The sequence below is a fragment of the Ruegeria sp. BH6 genome, from assembly GCF_056538105.1.
The window spans coordinates 47867-65312 of sequence record NZ_JBQFSR010000004.1; the positions used below are offsets into that span (position 1 = coordinate 47867).

18 protein-coding genes are annotated in these 17446 nt (G+C 58.4%); 9 read left to right on the top strand and 9 right to left on the bottom strand.

Features of this window, described 5'->3' with window-relative positions:
• Positions 1-100 precede the first annotated feature (100 nt).
• Together ACR0B8_RS10535 and ACR0B8_RS10540 are read left to right on the top strand one after the other, a co-directional pair.
• The gene (locus tag ACR0B8_RS10535) at positions 101-790 is read left to right on the top strand and encodes an outer membrane protein (RefSeq protein WP_170360744.1); all 690 of its coding nucleotides are present in this window, start codon (positions 101-103) and stop codon (positions 788-790) included.
• Positions 791-861: 71 nt separating this feature from the next.
• Positions 862-1593, top strand: a complete 732-nt coding sequence (locus ACR0B8_RS10540) for a glycosyltransferase family 25 protein (RefSeq protein WP_170360746.1) — start codon at positions 862-864, stop codon at positions 1591-1593.
• Positions 1594-1662: 69 nt separating this feature from the next.
• Here the strand turns inward: ACR0B8_RS10540 and ACR0B8_RS10545 are convergent, their stop codons facing one another.
• Positions 1663-2313 carry a peroxiredoxin gene (locus tag ACR0B8_RS10545; RefSeq protein ID WP_170360748.1) on the bottom strand — a complete coding sequence of 217 codons (651 nt, stop codon included), beginning with the start codon at positions 2311-2313 and terminating at the stop codon, positions 1663-1665.
• Between the two features lie 183 nt (positions 2314-2496).
• Between ACR0B8_RS10545 and ACR0B8_RS10550 the strand changes: the two genes are divergently transcribed.
• The gene (locus tag ACR0B8_RS10550) at positions 2497-3936 is read left to right on the top strand and encodes an aldehyde dehydrogenase family protein (protein WP_170360750.1); all 1440 of its coding nucleotides are present in this window, start codon (positions 2497-2499) and stop codon (positions 3934-3936) included.
• Between the two features lie 52 nt (positions 3937-3988).
• Here ACR0B8_RS10550 and ACR0B8_RS10555 read toward each other — a convergent pair whose 3' ends face one another.
• Complete coding sequence (locus ACR0B8_RS10555) at positions 3989-4840, bottom strand: methylated-DNA--[protein]-cysteine S-methyltransferase (RefSeq protein WP_170360752.1); 852 nt, start codon at positions 4838-4840, stop codon at positions 3989-3991.
• 118 nt (positions 4841-4958) lie between these two features.
• Between ACR0B8_RS10555 and nth the strand changes: the two genes are divergently transcribed.
• From nth to ACR0B8_RS10570, 3 genes are read left to right on the top strand one after another with little or no spacing between them, the layout of a single operon-like run.
• Positions 4959-5603, top strand: coding sequence for an endonuclease III (nth, locus tag ACR0B8_RS10560; RefSeq protein WP_170360754.1), 645 nt, complete (start codon positions 4959-4961; stop codon positions 5601-5603).
• Positions 5600-6589 carry an adenosine kinase gene (locus ACR0B8_RS10565; protein ID WP_170349786.1) on the top strand — a complete coding sequence of 330 codons (990 nt, stop codon included), beginning with the start codon at positions 5600-5602 and terminating at the stop codon, positions 6587-6589. The genes nth and ACR0B8_RS10565 overlap by 4 nt, the downstream gene beginning before the upstream one ends.
• Before the next feature lie 28 nt (positions 6590-6617).
• Entirely contained in the window at positions 6618-7469 is an 852-nt protein-coding gene (locus ACR0B8_RS10570) for a glycosyltransferase family 2 protein (protein WP_170549921.1), read from the top strand.
• A gap of 13 nt (positions 7470-7482) precedes the next feature.
• On the opposite strand, the gene ACR0B8_RS10575 is transcribed toward ACR0B8_RS10570, so the two are convergent.
• The 5 genes from ACR0B8_RS10575 to ACR0B8_RS10595 form a co-directional block, all read right to left on the bottom strand.
• A complete protein-coding gene (locus ACR0B8_RS10575; protein WP_226689103.1) occupies positions 7483-8316 on the bottom strand; it encodes a DUF547 domain-containing protein in 834 nt (277 codons plus the stop codon).
• The gene (locus tag ACR0B8_RS10580) at positions 8313-9686 is read right to left on the bottom strand and encodes a radical SAM protein (RefSeq protein ID WP_480658575.1); all 1374 of its coding nucleotides are present in this window, start codon (positions 9684-9686) and stop codon (positions 8313-8315) included. The genes ACR0B8_RS10575 and ACR0B8_RS10580 overlap by 4 nt, the downstream gene beginning before the upstream one ends.
• A gap of 71 nt (positions 9687-9757) precedes the next feature.
• The gene (locus tag ACR0B8_RS10585; RefSeq protein WP_226689101.1) at positions 9758-10468 is read right to left on the bottom strand and encodes a glutathione S-transferase family protein; all 711 of its coding nucleotides are present in this window, start codon (positions 10466-10468) and stop codon (positions 9758-9760) included.
• A 64-nt stretch (positions 10469-10532) separates the two neighbouring features.
• Positions 10533-11072, bottom strand: a complete 540-nt coding sequence (gene sigZ / locus ACR0B8_RS10590) for an RNA polymerase sigma factor SigZ (protein WP_226689100.1) — start codon at positions 11070-11072, stop codon at positions 10533-10535.
• 6 nt (positions 11073-11078) lie between these two features.
• Positions 11079-11564 carry an RNA pyrophosphohydrolase gene (locus ACR0B8_RS10595; protein ID WP_170360763.1) on the bottom strand — a complete coding sequence of 162 codons (486 nt, stop codon included), beginning with the start codon at positions 11562-11564 and terminating at the stop codon, positions 11079-11081.
• A gap of 137 nt (positions 11565-11701) precedes the next feature.
• Here ACR0B8_RS10595 and ACR0B8_RS10600 point away from each other — a divergent pair, with 137 nt between their 5' ends.
• On the top strand, positions 11702-13729 hold the full coding sequence (locus tag ACR0B8_RS10600; protein ID WP_480658572.1) for a 2,4-dienoyl-CoA reductase FMN-binding domain-containing protein: 2028 nt from the start codon (positions 11702-11704) through the stop codon (positions 13727-13729).
• Between the two features lie 13 nt (positions 13730-13742).
• On the opposite strand, the gene ACR0B8_RS10605 is transcribed toward ACR0B8_RS10600, so the two are convergent.
• On the bottom strand, positions 13743-14351 hold the full coding sequence (locus ACR0B8_RS10605) for a LysE family translocator (protein WP_170360767.1): 609 nt from the start codon (positions 14349-14351) through the stop codon (positions 13743-13745).
• Positions 14352-14429: 78 nt separating this feature from the next.
• Positions 14430-14870, bottom strand: coding sequence for a DUF4399 domain-containing protein (locus ACR0B8_RS10610; protein ID WP_170360769.1), 441 nt, complete (start codon positions 14868-14870; stop codon positions 14430-14432).
• Between the two features lie 227 nt (positions 14871-15097).
• Here ACR0B8_RS10610 and ACR0B8_RS10615 point away from each other — a divergent pair, with 227 nt between their 5' ends.
• On the top strand, positions 15098-16009 hold the full coding sequence (locus tag ACR0B8_RS10615) for a LysR family transcriptional regulator (protein ID WP_170349776.1): 912 nt from the start codon (positions 15098-15100) through the stop codon (positions 16007-16009).
• A gap of 24 nt (positions 16010-16033) precedes the next feature.
• Positions 16034-17359 (top strand): methyltransferase family protein, encoded by a 1326-nt coding sequence (locus tag ACR0B8_RS10620; protein ID WP_480658569.1) that lies wholly within the window; start codon positions 16034-16036, stop codon positions 17357-17359.
• Positions 17360-17446: the final 87 nt, after the last annotated feature.

Genomic DNA, 17446 nt, shown 5'->3' on the forward strand with positions numbered 1-17446 from the left:
GCAAATAACCTGTGACTCAACGTGAAGCTCCCGCGCCTTCTTTTCGCGTCTCAATTGCCCACATGTGCCTTGTACCCAATTCGGAACAAAGGACATGGTTATGGTTTCTCGTCTCATTCTCGCCTCGGCGGCCCTGACGGTCAGCGCGTCGGCACTGGCTGCCCAAAGCCTGACTGATGGCCTTTATATTCAGGGCTTCGCAGGCTACAGCCAATTGCAAGACAGCAACTTCGGCGGCACGGTCAACGGATCGCCACAATCCGTGGACACCGATTTTGACGCGGGCTATGGGCTGGGTATCGCCGTTGGCAAGGAAATTCCACAATGGTCTAATGACCGCATCGGCACCCGGGTCGAACTGGAATTGTCCTACCGCGACAACGACGTGGACGGCGTCAATTTCTCAGGCAACGGGCCGGGGAACGAGGGGAATACATCGGGCGATATCACGCAGACCTCGCTGTTTGGCAATGTGCTGTTCGACATCAAGCAAAACAGCGCTTTCACACCCTATGTGGGTCTGGGTCTTGGCGTAACCTATTCCGATATCGACATCTCTTACGGGCCGGGCGTGCGGCTGGACGACAGTGAGACGAACTTTGCAGCCCAAGTCATCGCCGGCGTGGCTTATGAGGTCAACGAAACCACTGCATTAACCCTCGATACCCGCTATTCTCGTGCCTTCGACGTCTCAACAAACCGCGTGGCACCCAACGGAGCCTCCACCGGCTCTGTCGAGGACGATATCGACACGTTCAGCGTCAATGTCGGCCTGCGCTACGGGTTCTGAGTGCGCACGGGGGCAGAGTTTCTATCCGGTTCCTCTTCCCCCGCATGGTCCCGTGTTCTATGCACGGGACCATGCGATCTTTTATCATCCATATGTCCTCTAGCACCGCCCGGCGACCCAATGCCGACAAGCTGTGCGCCGATCTGCCAAATGCCGAACTGTTCGAGGCCGTGAATGGCCGTGATCCTGAACAGATCGCCGGTGTTCAGCTTCATCCCGGCAATCTGCACCGCCCGCATTACCCCTTTCCCCTCCGTCCGGCTGAAATCGGCGTGTTCGAAAGCCATCGCCGCATCTGGCGCAAGCTGGTCGATGAAGAAATTGATCTGGCCATCATCACCGAAGATGACCTGCGTATCGACCCCGCCCGCATGGCCGAGACGCTCAAGGTTCTGGCCCCGATCGCCACACCCGACCATTATATCCGCATTCCGGTAAAGCAGCGCGAGGTCCCGGTTCAGACTCTGGCCGAACAGAACGGGCTTCGGCTGATCCTGCCCAAGGTGATCGGGTTGCAATGCGTCTGTCAGATGGTGGGTCGACACGCGGCCAAACGATTGCTTGCCGCCACCGAACAGATTGACCGCCCGGTAGATACCTTCATGCAAATGCACTGGCTGACCGGCCAACCCATCCACGCCCTGCTGGGCAGTGGTAATCAAGAGGTGGCGCGCGAAATCGGTGGGTCGACCATCCAAACCAAACCGCCGCTGTCGGATAAACTGACCCGCGAATTCAAACGCGCAGCTTATCGGGCAAAGCTGCACCTGCACCCGCAGCGCCCGCGTACTTCATCTGGCTGAAGATACCTTCGGGAGAAGTACGCCGTTAGGCGCGAGGGGGGCAGACAGCCCCCCGGACCCGGTGCCGCCTTACGACGGTGCCTTGGTCTTGCGCAGATAGGGAAAGATCGTTTCGAACTCGCCGAACTTTTCTTTCGCTTCGTCGTTGGACACGGCGGGAGGGATGATCACGTCTTCACCCGGCACCCAGTTGGCAGGCGTGGCAACGCCCTTGGCCGACATCTGCAATCCGTCCAGCGCGCGCAGAATCTCAGCAAAGTTCCGGCCCACGGTCATCGGATAGGTCATCGAAAGTTTCAGCTGCTTGTCCGGCCCGATTATAAAGACCGAGCGCACCGTGGCGCTGTCTGCAGGCGTGCGACCGTCGGGCAGATACGCCTCGGCTGGCAGCATGTCGAACGCCTTGGACACCGCCAGCCCGTCATCGGCGATGATCGGAAAGCCGGGGTTGGCGTTGCCGTAAGCCTCGATGTCTTTTTTCCACTTCTTGTGATCCTCGACCCCGTCGACCGACACGCCCAGAACCTTGGTATTGCGGGCCGCCCATTCGTCATTCAGCTGCGCCACAGCCGAAAACTCGGTGGTGCAAACAGGAGTAAAATCTTTGGGGTGCGAAAACAGGATCGCCCAGCTGTCACCGATCCAATCATGGAACTGAATGGTGCCCTGATCCGTCTCTGCAGTGAAGTTCGGAACCGTATCATTGATGCGCAAACCCATGGCGAATCTCCTTTATTGTGAAAAACCCGAGTCGGTTGCCGTAAACCTAAACACTTTGCGCGATTGTTAAACCACATAAGGGCGTCAAATAATTTGATCAAATTTTTCCTTGCCGTGCCCTTGCCCCGGTGACAGAGTGGCCGCGATTCCCGGCTTCGGGCTGTTGGCACAGGAGGATGCGCCATGATCGAAAAACGCGATTTCTATATCAACGGTCAGTGGGTCGCCCCCTCGGCGGCCAATGACTTTCACGTGATCAACCCCTCATCCGAGGAACCCTGCGCGGTGATCTCGTTGGGCGCACAGGCCGATACGGATGCCGCCGTCGCTGCGGCCAAGGCGGCTCTGCCCAGCTGGATGGCCACTCCGGTTGCGGAACGGATCGCGCTGATGGAGAAGCTCGTTGAGGTCTACCAGACCCGCTCGGAAGATCTGGCGCAGGCTATGTCGCTTGAGATGGGCGCGCCGCTGGATATGTCACGCAGTTCGCAAGCGGGTGCGGGCATCTATCACCTCAAGAACTTCATCCGCGCCGCAAAGGATTTCCCGTTCGAACGCCCGTTGGGCGATCATGCCCCCAATGACCGCATCATTCACGAGGCCGTCGGCGTTGCGGCCCTGATCACACCGTGGAACTGGCCGATGAACCAGATCACGCTCAAAGTCGGTGCTGCGGCGATTGCGGGTTGCACAATGGTGCTGAAGCCATCCGAGCAAAGCCCGCTGAACGCGATGATCTTTGCCGAGATGATGGACGCCGCAGGCTTTCCGCCCGGCGTGTTCAATCTGGTGAATGGCGATGGGGTGGGCGTCGGCTCGCAACTTTCGGCACACCCAGATGTGGATATGGTCAGCTTTACCGGATCGACCCGTGCCGGAACCGCGATTTCCAAGGCTGCGGCCGAAACGCTGAAGAAAGTGCATCTGGAACTGGGCGGCAAAGGCGCGAACGTGATCTTTGCCGATGCCGATGAAAAGGCCGTTAAACGCGGTGTGCTGCACATGATGAACAACACCGGCCAAAGCTGCAACGCGCCCAGCCGCATGCTGGTCCAGCGCCCGATCTATGATCAGGCGGTGGAGATTGCGGCAGAGGTAGCCAACAAAGTCACCGTTGGTCCCGCGCTTGAGGAAGGTCGCCATATCGGCCCTGTGGTGAACGAGGTGCAATGGACCAAGATTCAGGACCTGATCCAACAGGGCATTGATGAGGGCGCGCGTCTGGTTGCTGGCGGCACCGGACGGCCCGAGGGGCTGAACAAGGGCTACTATGTCCGCCCCACCGTCTTTGCCGACGCCAATAATCAGATGACTATCGCGCGTGAAGAAATCTTTGGCCCGGTGCTGACCATGATGCCCTTCGACACCGAAGACGAGGCCGTCGAGATCGCCAATGACACGCCTTATGGTCTGACAAACTATGTTCAGACACAGGACCCCACGCGCGCCAATCGCATGGCGCGGGTGCTGCGGTCGGGCATGGTTGAAATGAATGGCCAGTCGCGCAGCGCCGGATCGCCTTTTGGCGGGATGAAGCAATCCGGCAACGGGCGCGAAGGTGGCGTTTGGGGGCTGGAGGACTTTTTGGAAGTCAAATCCGTCGGCGGTTGGGCTACCGAGTAATCAAGTTTGATTAATCCAATTGTGAGGCACCTTACGGTGCCTCGCTCTGTTTTCAGGCTTCCGCCTGTGCAGCCTCATAGGCCAGCATGGCGCGTTTGACCGGCAGACCCCAATGGTACCCCCCCAACCCACCAGATTTCCGCAGCGCGCGGTGACAGGGGATCAACCAACTGACCGGATTGCGCCCCACCGCCGTACCAACCGCTCGCACGGCCTGCGGGGACCCCACCCGCTGCGCGATCTCGGAATAGGTGGTGACCTGGCCCGAAGGGATATGCATCAGCGCCTCCCACACCTTGATTTGCAGGGGTGAGCCGATCAGGTATAGGGGCGTCGGCTCCAAGCGGTCGCTGACCGATCCAAACGCGCTCAGCACCCACGGGCGCAGGCGCATCGGGTCCTCGACAAAGTCCGCCTGCGGCCAGCGCGACAGCATATCCTCCATCGCGTCTTCTTCACCGGTCTCGGCGCCGAAGGCCATGCCGCAGATTCCTTTGTCGGTACCCATCACCAACGCCGGGCCAAAGGGGCTTTCGAACCAACCCCAATAGATCGTCAGCCCTGCGCCTTTGCGGGCGTATTCGCCCGGGCTCATGGATTCCCATTTCAGGAACAAATCGTGCAGGCGGCCAGAGCCCGACAGGCCCACATTGTGGGCGGTCTCCAGCGTCGTGAACCGTTCGCGCAACAGCGCCTTGGCGTGGCCCAGCGTCAAGTATTGCTGGTACCGTTTCGGCGACACGCCGGTCCAGCGCGAGAACAGGCGTTGGAAATGCGCTGGGCTCATGTCCATTTGGCGGGCCAACTCATCCAGGCTGAGGGGCTCTCCGCCCTGATCAATCAGCTCGATCGCGCGCCGCATGACGTTGTAGTGATAGCCGCTTTCAGGAGTCTGGACGTTCATGTCTTTCACCTCATTATCTGGGATAAACCATAACGCGCAGGCCACGTCCAAGCGACCCGGAACTTGCGCATTGGCTTTGGGCTTGTGTCACGGGCCAGCGGGCGGCATTAAGGCCCGGATGGCAAAACAACTCGATTATCACACGATCCGCGAGATCTTTACGCGTTTCCATGACGCCGACCCCGAACCCAAGGGCGAACTGGAGCATGTGAACGTCTACACCTTGGTCGTGGCCGTAGCGCTGTCTGCGCAGGCGACGGACGCGGGCGTCAACAAAGCCACAAGCGCGTTGTTCAAGGTTGCCGACACCCCGCAAAAGATGCTGGATCTGGGCGAAGACGGCCTGATCGAACACATCAAAACCATCGGTCTTTTTCGACAAAAGGCCAAGAACGTCATCAAGCTCAGCCGTATTCTGGTCGAAGACTATGGCGGCGAAGTACCCAATTCCCGTGCGGCACTGCAATCGCTGCCGGGGGTGGGGCGCAAGACGGCGAATGTGGTGCTGAACATGTGGTGGCGCTATCCGGCGCAGGCGGTGGACACCCATATCTTTCGTGTCGGCAATCGCAGCGGCATCTGCCCGGGCAAAAACGTGGACGCGGTCGAGCGTGCCATCGAAGACAACATTCCAACCGATTTCCAGCTGCATGCACATCACTGGCTGATCCTGCATGGCCGCTATCACTGTAAGGCGCGCAAACCCATGTGCGGCACCTGTATCATCCGCGATCTCTGCGAATTTGAGGACAAGAACCTATGAAAACCTACCAGCTTGTTGGCATCGGAAACGCCGTTGTGGACGTGATTTCCCAGGCCGATGACAGTTTCCTGGAACTGATGGGCATCGAAAAAGGCATCATGCAGCTGATCGAACAGGAACGCGGCGAGGTGCTGTATGCCTCGATGGAAGGTCGGGTTCAGACGCCGGGCGGGTCTGTGGCAAATACCATCGCCGGGGCCGGCGCACTGGGGCTGGATGCCGCGTTTATCGGACGAGTGCATGATGACGCGCTGGGCCGGTTCTATGCGGATGCGATGAACGAGGATGGCGTGGATTTCGTGAACCCGCCGGTGCCGGGTGGCGAACTGCCGACCTCGCGCTCAATGATCTTTGTCTCGCCCGATGGGGAACGGTCGATGAACACCTATTTGGGGATTTCGTCCGAGTTGTCCTCGGCGGACGTCTCTGCTGACGTGGCAGGCAACAGCCAGCTTATGTTCCTTGAGGGGTATCTGTTCGACAAGGAAAAGGGCAAGGCGGCGTTTCTTGAGGCTGCGCGAAACTGTCACAAAGGCGGCGGAATGGCGGGCATCGCTATTTCGGACCCGTTCTGCGTGGAACGTCACCGGGTCGATTTTCTGCTGCTGATCGAGAACGAGTTGGATTTCGTCATCGGCAACGAGGCCGAGATCAAGTCGCTGTTCGAAACCGACGATCTGGAAGAAGCGCTAGCAAAGACCGCCGCGATCTGCCCTCTGGTTGTGTGTACCCGGTCGGGTGACGGGGTAACGGTTCTATATGACGGCCAACGCACCGATGTTCCGGTGGAAAAGGTGGTGCCGGTAGACGCGACCGGCGCGGGCGACCAGTTTGCCGCCGGGTTTCTGTATGGCATGGCCACCGGTCGCGATTATGAGACCTGCGCCCGCATCGGCAATGTCTGCGCCCGCGAAGTGATCAGCCATATCGGCCCAAGGCCCGAAGCAAATATGCAGGAACTGCTGCGCGCCGCAGGCTTGCTGTAAAAAGTCAGAGCCGGACAGAGGGCATCGCATGAAAATAGCTGCGCTGACGATGGTGTACCGCGACTATGAAATGCTGGCGCGCTGGTGCGATTATTACGGCGACATGCTGGGCCGCGAAAACCTTTTTATCGTCTCTCATGGTGCCGACCCACGGCACCGTGAGATTGCCCAAGGGTGCAACTGCATCACTGTCCCAAGGGAGCCGGTCGCGAATTTCGACACGTGGCGGTTCGAAATGCTGCATCGCTTCGTTCAATTTCTGTCCAGTTCCTATGAATGGGTCATTCGCACGGATTCGGATGAGTTCATTGTCGCGGACAGGGCATATGGAACCGTGCCCGAGATCCTGCAGCGTCAGGATGTTCCGTTCGCCTTTGCTCTCGGCCTTGAGGTTTTCCAGCACGAAAGCGAAAAGGAACTGACGCCAGACCCTATCACCGCCCAGCGGCGCTATGGTCTGGTTCTTGCCAGGTATTCCAAGGCGTTTGCGGTACGAAATGGCATGCGGCTGGAAAACCATGGGGTTCACATAAACCCTCGAGGGTCATCTTCCTACACTGTAAACATGCCTGAAGGGCTGTATCTGCTGCACATGCGGATGTGTTCGAACGCCGTGCATCAGGCCCATCGTGACCGAAAGATCATGATGAAGAACGCGCCGCGCTCGTGGAAGAATCTGGACAAGTGGGAACGGATTATTCTTGACCACATTGCTTTGGGTCAGGTCGATGATAGCGATGCTCATCTCAGTCATGTCCGGAACGTTCAAAGCAATCGCCACAGACCGGCCTGGTATCGGCGCGGTATCCTTGTGCCTGTTGCGACACCCGACATGAACCGCGTCGTGGAACTCCCGCAGGGTATTCTCGGCCAGGTGTGATCGGAAGATCGTGCTATGAACCGGCCGCGTCGTTCAGCCGCCAATCGTAATCATACGCCCTGACCCGCTGTGTTTGCTGCAGTCGGGCCCGCAAGTCGGGATCGGCGACCGTTCGAATATAGGCCAGCACGGCCTGTTCATTTGGTCCAAAATCTTCGCGGAACCAGATGTAGATTTTTGACAGGACAGGCCTCCCGTGATCATTGAACCGCACCCCGCGCGGATCATTGACATAGGCACGCTCGGCCGCGGCAAAGTCCTGCTCCAAGGTCTCGGCCTGCCAAGCGCGGCTCATTAGATTGGGACAACCCACGGCCGCGCAGTTCAACGCATAGTGGATGCGGGGCTCATCATATGTGGGTCGGATGATGCGATGCTCGATATCGTTCAGGGTCAGCGTCTGCTCCGCCACCTCAACCAGAGGCCGGTTCCAGGGGCCGATCGACAGCGGCCCGTCTTTGATGTCGCGGATCGAGGCCACGGGATAGTTATCAAGAACCACATCCACCGTCACTGCATTATAGAGATTGATCCAATAGGCCAGCTGCTGATCGCGAGTCAGTTGCCTCGGATCCACGGCTTGCAAATCGGTCAGATAACCATCCAGCCGCGCCCGGTCGGCCTGCGTCACCTGCCCATAAGCCAGCCGATTTACACCTTGCGTATCCGGCGCGACATAGCGGGACAGGAAAGCCGTCCAATCACTGTGATCAACCCGTTGTCCGGGCAGTGGCGCATAGCTGGTCAAGGTCTGCCCCGGCAAGGTCTCAGGCGCGGGCAGCGCCAAACGCTCAACACTGGCGCAGGCGGCCAACAAGGGCAGCAGCAGGATCAGCAGGTATCTCATGACGCGTCCTTCCGGGTCAGGCGCAGGGCCCGCATCTGACCCTTGAGCCGCTTCAGCGGGGCAAGCGAGGGGTCGCCAAGCTCGGGCAGATCCGGCCCACCAGACAGGCGCGGCACGGCGGCGTTCCACCAGCTTGGGCCGGTCGGGCCTTCGATCTGGTCCGGGCTGGCCAGATGCATATCGCGCTGCGCATTGTGTACACACATCGACAGCGGTCCGTTGGCCGTCGCGACCATGAACACGCATGAGGCGCAGCGATCCTCCTCAAGCGCATCCGCCGCCATGAAGTTATGGATGAACACGGCCTGCCGCCGCACCGGGCCGCGCAGCAGCCCTGATCCCAGACGCACCACGCTTAACGCCAGATGACCAAGCGCCCGCAAGGCCAGAAGCGGGTGCCGCCAGATCATGCGCCGCAGTTTGGGGCGGATGCGGATATGCGCGTCCTGTTTGTCGTCCACGCCCTCAAGCGCGGCGATCACCCGATGCACCAGCCGCCGGTTCGACAGCAACGAGACCGCGCGCCCTCCAGCGGTGACCACACTGGCATAACGATTGCATTTGGAATGCCCAACGGCAGCAGTGTCGAAATGCAGCGGCGTGCCGTAGCCTGCTTCGATCGCGCGCGTCACACTGTCCTGCGTGATCGCATCGGGCCGCACGCGCATAACACCGCGCCCGGTATCGGCCTGCATCTGGAACGACACAAAGGCAACCTCGGGGCGGTCACGCAGAAACCGGGCCAATTTCGGTATCTCGCCGAAATTGCCGCCAAACACGGTGGTATTGAACAGGATACGCAACCCCGACCCGCGCGCGCGGCGGATGTAGGCGCGGCGCACGGTGTTCAGTTCGACCTCGGTGCTGAACCCTTTTCGTTCCTGGGTCAGGTCGACGTGAAAGGCGACATCATCCAACCCTGCCGCTGCCAGCCGCGTCAGAAAAGCCCGGCTGGCGCGGATACCGTTGGTCATCAGGCAGGACCGCATGCCCAGACGGCGGATCTCGCGGCACAGGGCCTCAAGATCCTCGACCTTGCGCAGGGTCGGATCACCGCCCGTCAGTTGTACCGAGACACCTGTGCCATAGTGGCTGCGGATCGTGGCGAGCCGTGCAAACAGAACCGAAAGCGGTGGGTCAAATGTCATCTCGGCCCGGTCCGAGAGGTAGCATAGCGTGCAATCCAGATTGCAGTGCTGGGTGACCTCAAGCGCGACGCAGGCGATGGGGTAAAACCGCCCAGCTGTCTGTCCCGCGCCAAATTCACCGCAACTTTGCAAACCGCCACGCAAGGGGGCACGACGGTCGGTGCCTGTGAACTTGCGTCCGGCGGGGGCAATGGCGGGCTGGGGATGCGTGGTGTCTTTCATACGCACCAAGCTAGAGAGGGCTAGGACATGCGACCACGCCCTCTCACGCCAACGTGCGGGCCGGTGAACGATCAGCCGCAGCAGCCACCGGATTGTTTCACTTCGGTCGCCGACGGAGCCTCGTTCACATTCGCACCCCGACCCAGCCAGGTGCGTTCGGCCAGATAGAAATCGGTGAAGCGGTCGTGAAAGTCGTCGGACACGGATTTCTGCGGAATGCCCGTGGCCTGTAGGGCCCGCTGCCACGCTTTCACCTTGGGATAATCGGCCAGCATGTCGTGCCCACTGTGATCGGCGACAATCGCAGCGCGGTGCAACAAGGGCAGCCATGCCATATCCACATTGCCCAGCGTTTCCCCTGCAAAGAACGGACCATCGCCCAGTTGTTTTTCCGCCTTGGCAAAGGCGGCGTTCAATTTGGTCACGCGTTCACCAAATACCGCGCTGTCCGCACTTTGCATGGTGCTGCACTGAACCAGATAGTGTTTGCTGGCCTGATAGCTCCACGCTCGGTTCAAGGCGCGCTGTTCGGGCGTCAGATCGGGTTGCAGCAGGGCAGCGACTTCATCAAGATATTCAGCGATTGCGTCTGACTCGAACAGCGGCGTGCCGCCTTCGGTCACCAGCACCGGCACCTGGCCTGTGGGCGACAGCTCAAGAAACCAATCAGGCTTGTCGCTAAGGCTGATGAAGTCAATTTGATAAGGCACCTGCTTGGCTTCAAGCAGCGCCGTGACGCGCTGAACGAAGGGGCAGATTTTAAAGCTGATAATACGGATCATTGGTCTTTCCTTTTGGTTGCTTCACCTGTCAGACGAAGCCCACGCCAAAAAGACGACGATCAGATCAACATTTTCTGCAATTGGTGGATTTTTCCTGCACGTCCGAGATGTTTCCCCGCACATCCATCGAAATATTGCAGCAGTCTTCAAACGCCTTGCGCAGCTCGGACCGACCTTTTTGAACGCGTGACTTGAGGGTCGAATAGGACAGCCCATGCGCCTGTGCATAATCGCGTTGTGACATGCCATTGATGTCTATGGCCATCAACATATCTGCGGACTCGGCGGGCAGACCCCGAATGAAGGGTTCGACACAGCCTTCAAGATCCTGACGGGTTTCGGGATCATCGCGATGATACCACAGGTCATCCGGATGCGCCTGCGCACGGCCCGCTTTGCGATAGTGGTCAATGATAGTGCGATCCGCCGTCTGAAACAGCCACGGCTGCAGCTTGGCCGGATCTTTCAAATCAGGCAGGCCGGTGAAGACCTTGACCGAAATCTCTTGCAGCAGGTCATCCACATCCGCCGCATTGGACACGCGCGAATGCAAAAACGCCTTTAGACGAGCGCGATAATTCGGCCAAATATCTTCGATCTGCATGCTGGTTTATGACAGGTAATCGGCGAACGCGTCCACCACCAGCTCATAGACCTCACGCTTGAAGGGCACGATTTCCGCAATCAGCTTGCCGGGGTCTTGCCATTTCCAGCGGGTGAATTCCGGGTGCTCGGTTGCGATATTGATCTGATCGTCGCGGCCGGTAAAGCGCAGCAGGAACCATTTCTGTTCCTGCCCGCGAAAACGGCCTTTCCAGATATTGGGCACAATCTCATGCGGCAGGTCATAAGGAAGCCAGCCATCGGTCTCGGCCACCACCTTGACCAGATCAGCGGTCACGCCTGTTTCTTCCCATAGCTCACGCAAGGCAGCATCGCGGGGGTTCTCACCCTTGTCCACCCCACCCTGCGGCATCTGCCACGCGTCCTTATGGCGGTCATTACGCTGGCCGACAAAAATCTTGCCGTCGGCATTCATCAGCATCAACCCGACGCAGGGGCGATAGGGCAGTTTGGCGATTTCTTCGGGGGTCATGCGTGGCCTCATGGGGATGTTCAGGCAACCTCTAACAAGCGCCGCGAGGTCCGCAAAGGGGGTGACGTTAGGTTTCGCGTGACAAAGTTTACGCGCGCGTCAATTTAGGTTGCAAATTCGTGAGGGAGAGTTTCGCCATGACTGCGTACCCAAACATGCTGGCCCCGCTGGATCTGGGTTTTACCACGTTGAAGAATCGCGTGCTGATGGGTTCGATGCATACAGGGCTTGAGGAAACCGGCGACTGGAACCGCGTGGCCGAGTTCTATGCCGACCGTGCGCGGGGTGGCGTGGCACTGATGGTGACGGGCGGGATTGGCCCGAACCTTGAAGGCTCGGTCCTGCCGGGTGCGTCAATGATGACCAACGACAAAGAAGTGGCGAACCATTCCATCGTGACGCAGCGGGTACACGAAGCAGGCGGCAAGATCGCGATGCAGATCCTGCACGCGGGCCGCTATGCCTATGGCCCGAAATGTGTGGCCCCCAGCCCTGTGAAGTCTCCGATCTCGCCGTTTCCGCCAAACGAGTTGGACGAAGACGGCATCGAGAAACAGATCAGCGATATCGTCAACGCTGCCCGATTGGCCCAGAAGGCAGGCTATGACGGGGTCGAGATCATGGGCTCTGAAGGGTATTTCCTGAATCAGTTCCTTGTAACCCACACCAACAAGCGCACCGATCGTTGGGGCGGGTCGTATGAGAACCGGATGCGCCTGCCTATCGAAGTCGTACGCCGCACGCGCGAGGCGGTGGGAACGGACTTCATCATCATCTACCGCCTGTCGATGATTGACCTGATCCCCAACGGCTCGACCCATGATGAGGTGGTGGAATTGGCGCGACGGGTCGAACAGGCCGGTGCGACGATCATCAACACCGGCATCGGCTGGCACGAGGCACGGATTCCGACGATTGCGACCAGTGTTCCCCGCGCCGCCTTTGCGTGGGTGACCAAAAAGCTGATGGGCAAGGTCTCGATCCCCGTGATCACCTCAAACCGGATCAATACACCGGAAGTGGCAGAAGAGGTTTTGGCGACAGGCTGCGCCGATATGGTCTCAATGGCCCGCCCAATGCTGGCGGATGCGGATTTCGTGAACAAAGCGATTGCCGGGGACAGCGCCAAGATCGCGCCCTGTATCGCCTGCAACCAGGCCTGCCTGGATCACACGTTCAGCGGCAAGCTGACCTCATGCCTGGTTAACCCGCGCGCCTGCCACGAGACCGAGTTGGAGATTGCCAAGGCAGATACGGTCAAGACGGTGGCTATTGTCGGTGCTGGCCCGGCTGGTCTATCCACCGCCATGACCGCCGCCCAGCGCGGCCATGAGGTCACCCTGTTCGACCGCGCCAGTGAAATTGGCGGTCAGCTGAACATGGCCAAACAGGTACCGGGTAAAGAAGAGTTCTGGGGCCTGGTCGACTGGTACCGCACCATGATGGCTGATCTGGGTGTGAAAGTGGAACTGAACCGCGAGATTAGTGCCGATGACCTGACCGGTTTTGACGAAGTGATCATCGCCACCGGTGTTACCCCTCGCGATCCGCAGATACCGGGACAGGATCGGGACAACGTCCTCAGCTATATCGACGTGCTGCGCAACAAGGCCGAGGTCGGTGCGTCTGTCGCCGTGATCGGCGCAGGCGGCATTGGTTTTGATGTGTCCGAATTCCTGATTGAAGACGGGCATAGCCCCACAACCGACCTGCCCGTCTGGATGAAGGAATGGGGTGTGACCGATCCCGAGGATCACCGCTCGGGCCTGGCCCCCGAAGGCCCGCAGCCCGAGGCTCCCAAGCGGCAGATCACCCTGTTGCAGCGCAAGAAGCAGGCACACGGCAAAGGGCTGGGCAAAACTACGGGATGGATTCACCGCGCAACGCTAAAGATGAAAAACGTCAATTTCGTAGGCGGCGTGAACTATGAACGCATCGACGAGGACGGCCTGCATGTAACCTTTGGCGAAGAACGCGCTGATCCGACTGTCATCTCAGCGGATACGATTGTTCTGTGTTCTGGTCAGGTGTCTGCACGCTGCCTTGCCGACGCGCTGATCGATCGCGGCATCACCCCGCACGTGATCGGTGGCGCGGATGTAGCGGCAGAGCTGGACGCCAAGCGGGCGATCAATCAGGGCACACGGTTGGCGGCTAGCCTCTGAGATCGTACACAGGTTACTCAGAAAGCGCGAGCTTGACGCCCAGCGCACCAAACGCGGTTGAGAAACACCGCTTGATCCAGGCCATGACGGATGGTCGGTGAATGACATAGTCCCGCGCCAGCGCCGCGCAGGCTCCGTATCCAACAAAGACCACAAAGGTCAGCGCCATGAAGGCAAGAGCGAGCTTGATCAGTTCCAGCCCTGCGTTCGCCGTACCTGCTGGTAAAAACTGTGGCAGGAAGGCCAGAAAGAACAAGGATAGTTTGGGGTTCAGAACATTGATCAAAGTTCCGGTCACCGCGATTTTGACGTGGCTTACCGAGGATTTCTCGGCATTGACCTCCAATGCGCCACCATCTTTGAGAATCCCCCAAGCCATATAAAACAGATAAAGGACACCCAGATACTTGATGAGTTGAAACGCCAGCGCGCTGGTATGCAAAAGGGCGGCAAGCCCGATGATACTGGCAAGCGCTGCCGGAACGATTCCAATTGTACATCCAACTGCGGCCGCAAGGCTGGCGCGAAAACCGCGCCCAAGACCAACGGCCAGCGTGTATATCACACCGGTCCCCGGCAATAGCACCACAATTAAGGATGTCAGAAAAAACTCAAGCGACATGCCGCCTCCAACTTGTTCCGAGGCAGAGTTTCCGACAATCAAATTAATGTAAACCGTTTTCGCTGGCAGTTCTGGTGACTACTCCACCGTAATCGTAATCACCTCGGACACAATTGGCGTTGTATGCGGCACGTGGCCTGCATCGCCCAACACCAGTTGCAGCGTGTGTTCACCGGGGGCAAGGTCCAGCGTCACTTCGGTCTGACCGCCACCAAAATGCAGGTGATTGTCGTCTGCGGGCAAACCATAGGCCAACTCATCCGCGCCGTCTTCGCCCTCACCTAGCGGTGGGCGGTCAATCAGCAAATGATGGTGACCGGTGTTTTCCTTCTCGGTCCCAGCCGGGGCCACGCCCATGCCGCTAAGACCAAAGACCACCGTCACAGGGGACTTGACGGTATCCCCGTCCGCCAGATTGACGAAATAAACCTTTGCTTCGGGGTTGGATGGCGTTTCTCCACCGGCCAACGCAAGGGTTGCGGACAGGCACAGGGCAGCAAGGGCGAAAAAGGCTTTCATGATCTCCTCCGTGGTCACAAATTTGCCATTCTCATCTTAGCATATTCGCGCCAATGCCCCTAAACCCTTTGTCTTTTTTGGGGTGTAGTCACCTTGGAAACTATTGTTTCCGCGTTTCCCATCTGCAAACGATAGCAATTAAATCCCTGATATTATCCCATGTCTGCCCCGTTTCCGCCCAGATTGGGCGCCAAAGTCAGGCAGAGACAAAACGCCGGGGAACGAGTATGGACCGACTGACCGAAATGGAAGCCTTTGCCAATGTGGTGGATCAGGGTGGGTTCACCGATGCGGCCAAGAAGATGGGTATTTCCAAATCTGCAGTATCAAAGCATGTATCAAGCCTAGAGGCACGGCTGGGCGCACGATTGCTGAACCGTACCACGCGTCGGGTATCCCCGACCGAGATCGGGCTGGCCTATTACGACCGCGCGCGCCGCGTACTGAATGACGCGGGCGAAGCGGATGCGCTGGTCACCTCAATGCAATCGGCACCTTCTGGCCTGCTGCGAATCAGCGTGGCGACGGATTTCGGGGTGAACCATCTGTCGCCGGTGCTGTCGGACTTTTTGGCCGCGTACCCGGATATCACCGTGAATATGGTTCTGAACAACCGTTACGTGGAATTGATTTCCGAAGGCTTCGACGTCGCCGTACGCATTGGTGAGCTTGAGGACAGCACCCTGCGCGCACGTAAACTGACCGAAACCGTGAAACGGATGGTTGCCGCGCCCAGCTATATCGAGAAATTCGGTCGTCCGCAGAAAATCGACGATCTGAATGAACACAAGCTGCTGCATTACTCGAGCCAATCCTCGGGCAATGTCTGGAGGTTGACGGCACCGTCAGGTGAAAAAAGACAAGTGCGCACCGCCGGTTGGCTCAGCGTGAATGACGGTCAGTCGCTGTTGAACGCCGCGATCTCGGGGCTGGGGATCGCATATCTGCCCAGCTACCTGTATGCCGAAGCGCTGAAATCCGGCGAGGTACTGGATGCGATGCCGTCATTGCCCGATGAGGTGCAGGGTATCTATGCCGTCTATCCACCCGGCCGCTTCACGCAGCCCAAAGTACGCGCGTTCATCGATTTCCTGGTTCAGTCCTTTGCGGAAAAAGGCCTGATGGATTGGGTGGACTGACCCGATGCTCAACAGGCGGAACAAATGAATACAGCTATTCAGACCGAGAATAGCACCGAGCACGCCGATGGCGACGCACGTCCTGCATCGTCAACAGGGTCAAAAACGCCCCCGGTTTCAGCCGTAAGCGAAATCACTGGCCTGATTGGCGTAGTCGGCCTTTTTGCAGCAACATTGGCAGCCGTCTATTTCGACACGCCGTTGTTGCAGTCCATTCAGTTGTTGTTGGCGGGTGCCGCGCTTCCGATGATTGTGTCGTCTATCCTGCTGGACAAGGCCCATTTGCGCGCCTCAACAGGATTGGATTATGGGCTGAGGAGGCACTCTTCAGATGTTGTCTCAATCACGGTAACAAAGACCCTGGGCCTTGGGGCGACCTTTTTCGTCATCGCCATGGCCTACCAGATCATTCCGACCTACGACTCGTCGAAATACGAGCTGGTTCGCGCACTGACCCTTGCGTGGTTTCCTATAATTTGGATTCTGTCCCCAGCTTATATTGCCTTCACCACCCGCCACATGGTCGAGCCGCGCGACGAACTTTGGCACTTTGGTAAGCTGATCACCCTGCAGCTTTCCGTCGTGGATTCTGAAAAGATCAAAGACCATTGCAGGACATGGCTGGTCAAAGGCTTTTTCCTAGCCTTCATGATCACCATCCTACCGCAGATCGTCAGTTTCGTGACCAACGCGGATCTAGAGAGCTTTCTTGCCGATCCGGTGTCGCTCATCCTGCTCTTGATCCAGGTTTCCTTTCTTGTGGATGTGTGCATCGGGTCGATTGGCTATGTCTGCACGTTCCGGGTTCTCGATTCACATATTAGAACTGCGAACCCGTATCTGTCTGCCTGGGTCGCTGCGCTGGTGTGTTATCCCCCCTTCGCGTTGATGACCACTGGCGGCCCGCTCGACTATCGCGCAGGCACGCAATCATGGACGGATTGGCTGTCGGATCAGCCTGTGCTTTTGATTGTTTGGGGCGGCGTAATTCTGTTGCTTGCCATAATCTATGCCTGGGCAACCGCTGCGTTCGGGCTTCGTTTTTCGAACCTGACCCATCGCGGGATTATCACGACCGGGCCGTTTCGCTATTCCAAGCATCCTGCCTATCTGTCCAAAAACATCATGTGGTGGATGCTTTACATGCCATTTCTTTCGGCCGTCGGACCAGCGGCCGCCCTTCAAAGCTGCATTTTGTTGTTGGGGGTGAATGCACTGTATTACGCGCGCGCCAAGACGGAAGAAAAGCATCTTATGACCGACGAAGACTATCACGCCTATGCTGACTGGATCGCGGAAAATGGCCTGATTGCGCGCTTGCGAAATCAACGTCGCAGTCAGAAACCCTGACGGTCAGAGCCAACCGAAGGCGATTAGTCGAAGGAAAACCACAGATCGTCTTCGTTTTGTCGACAAATCGTCTCTTTTGCCAGTGAT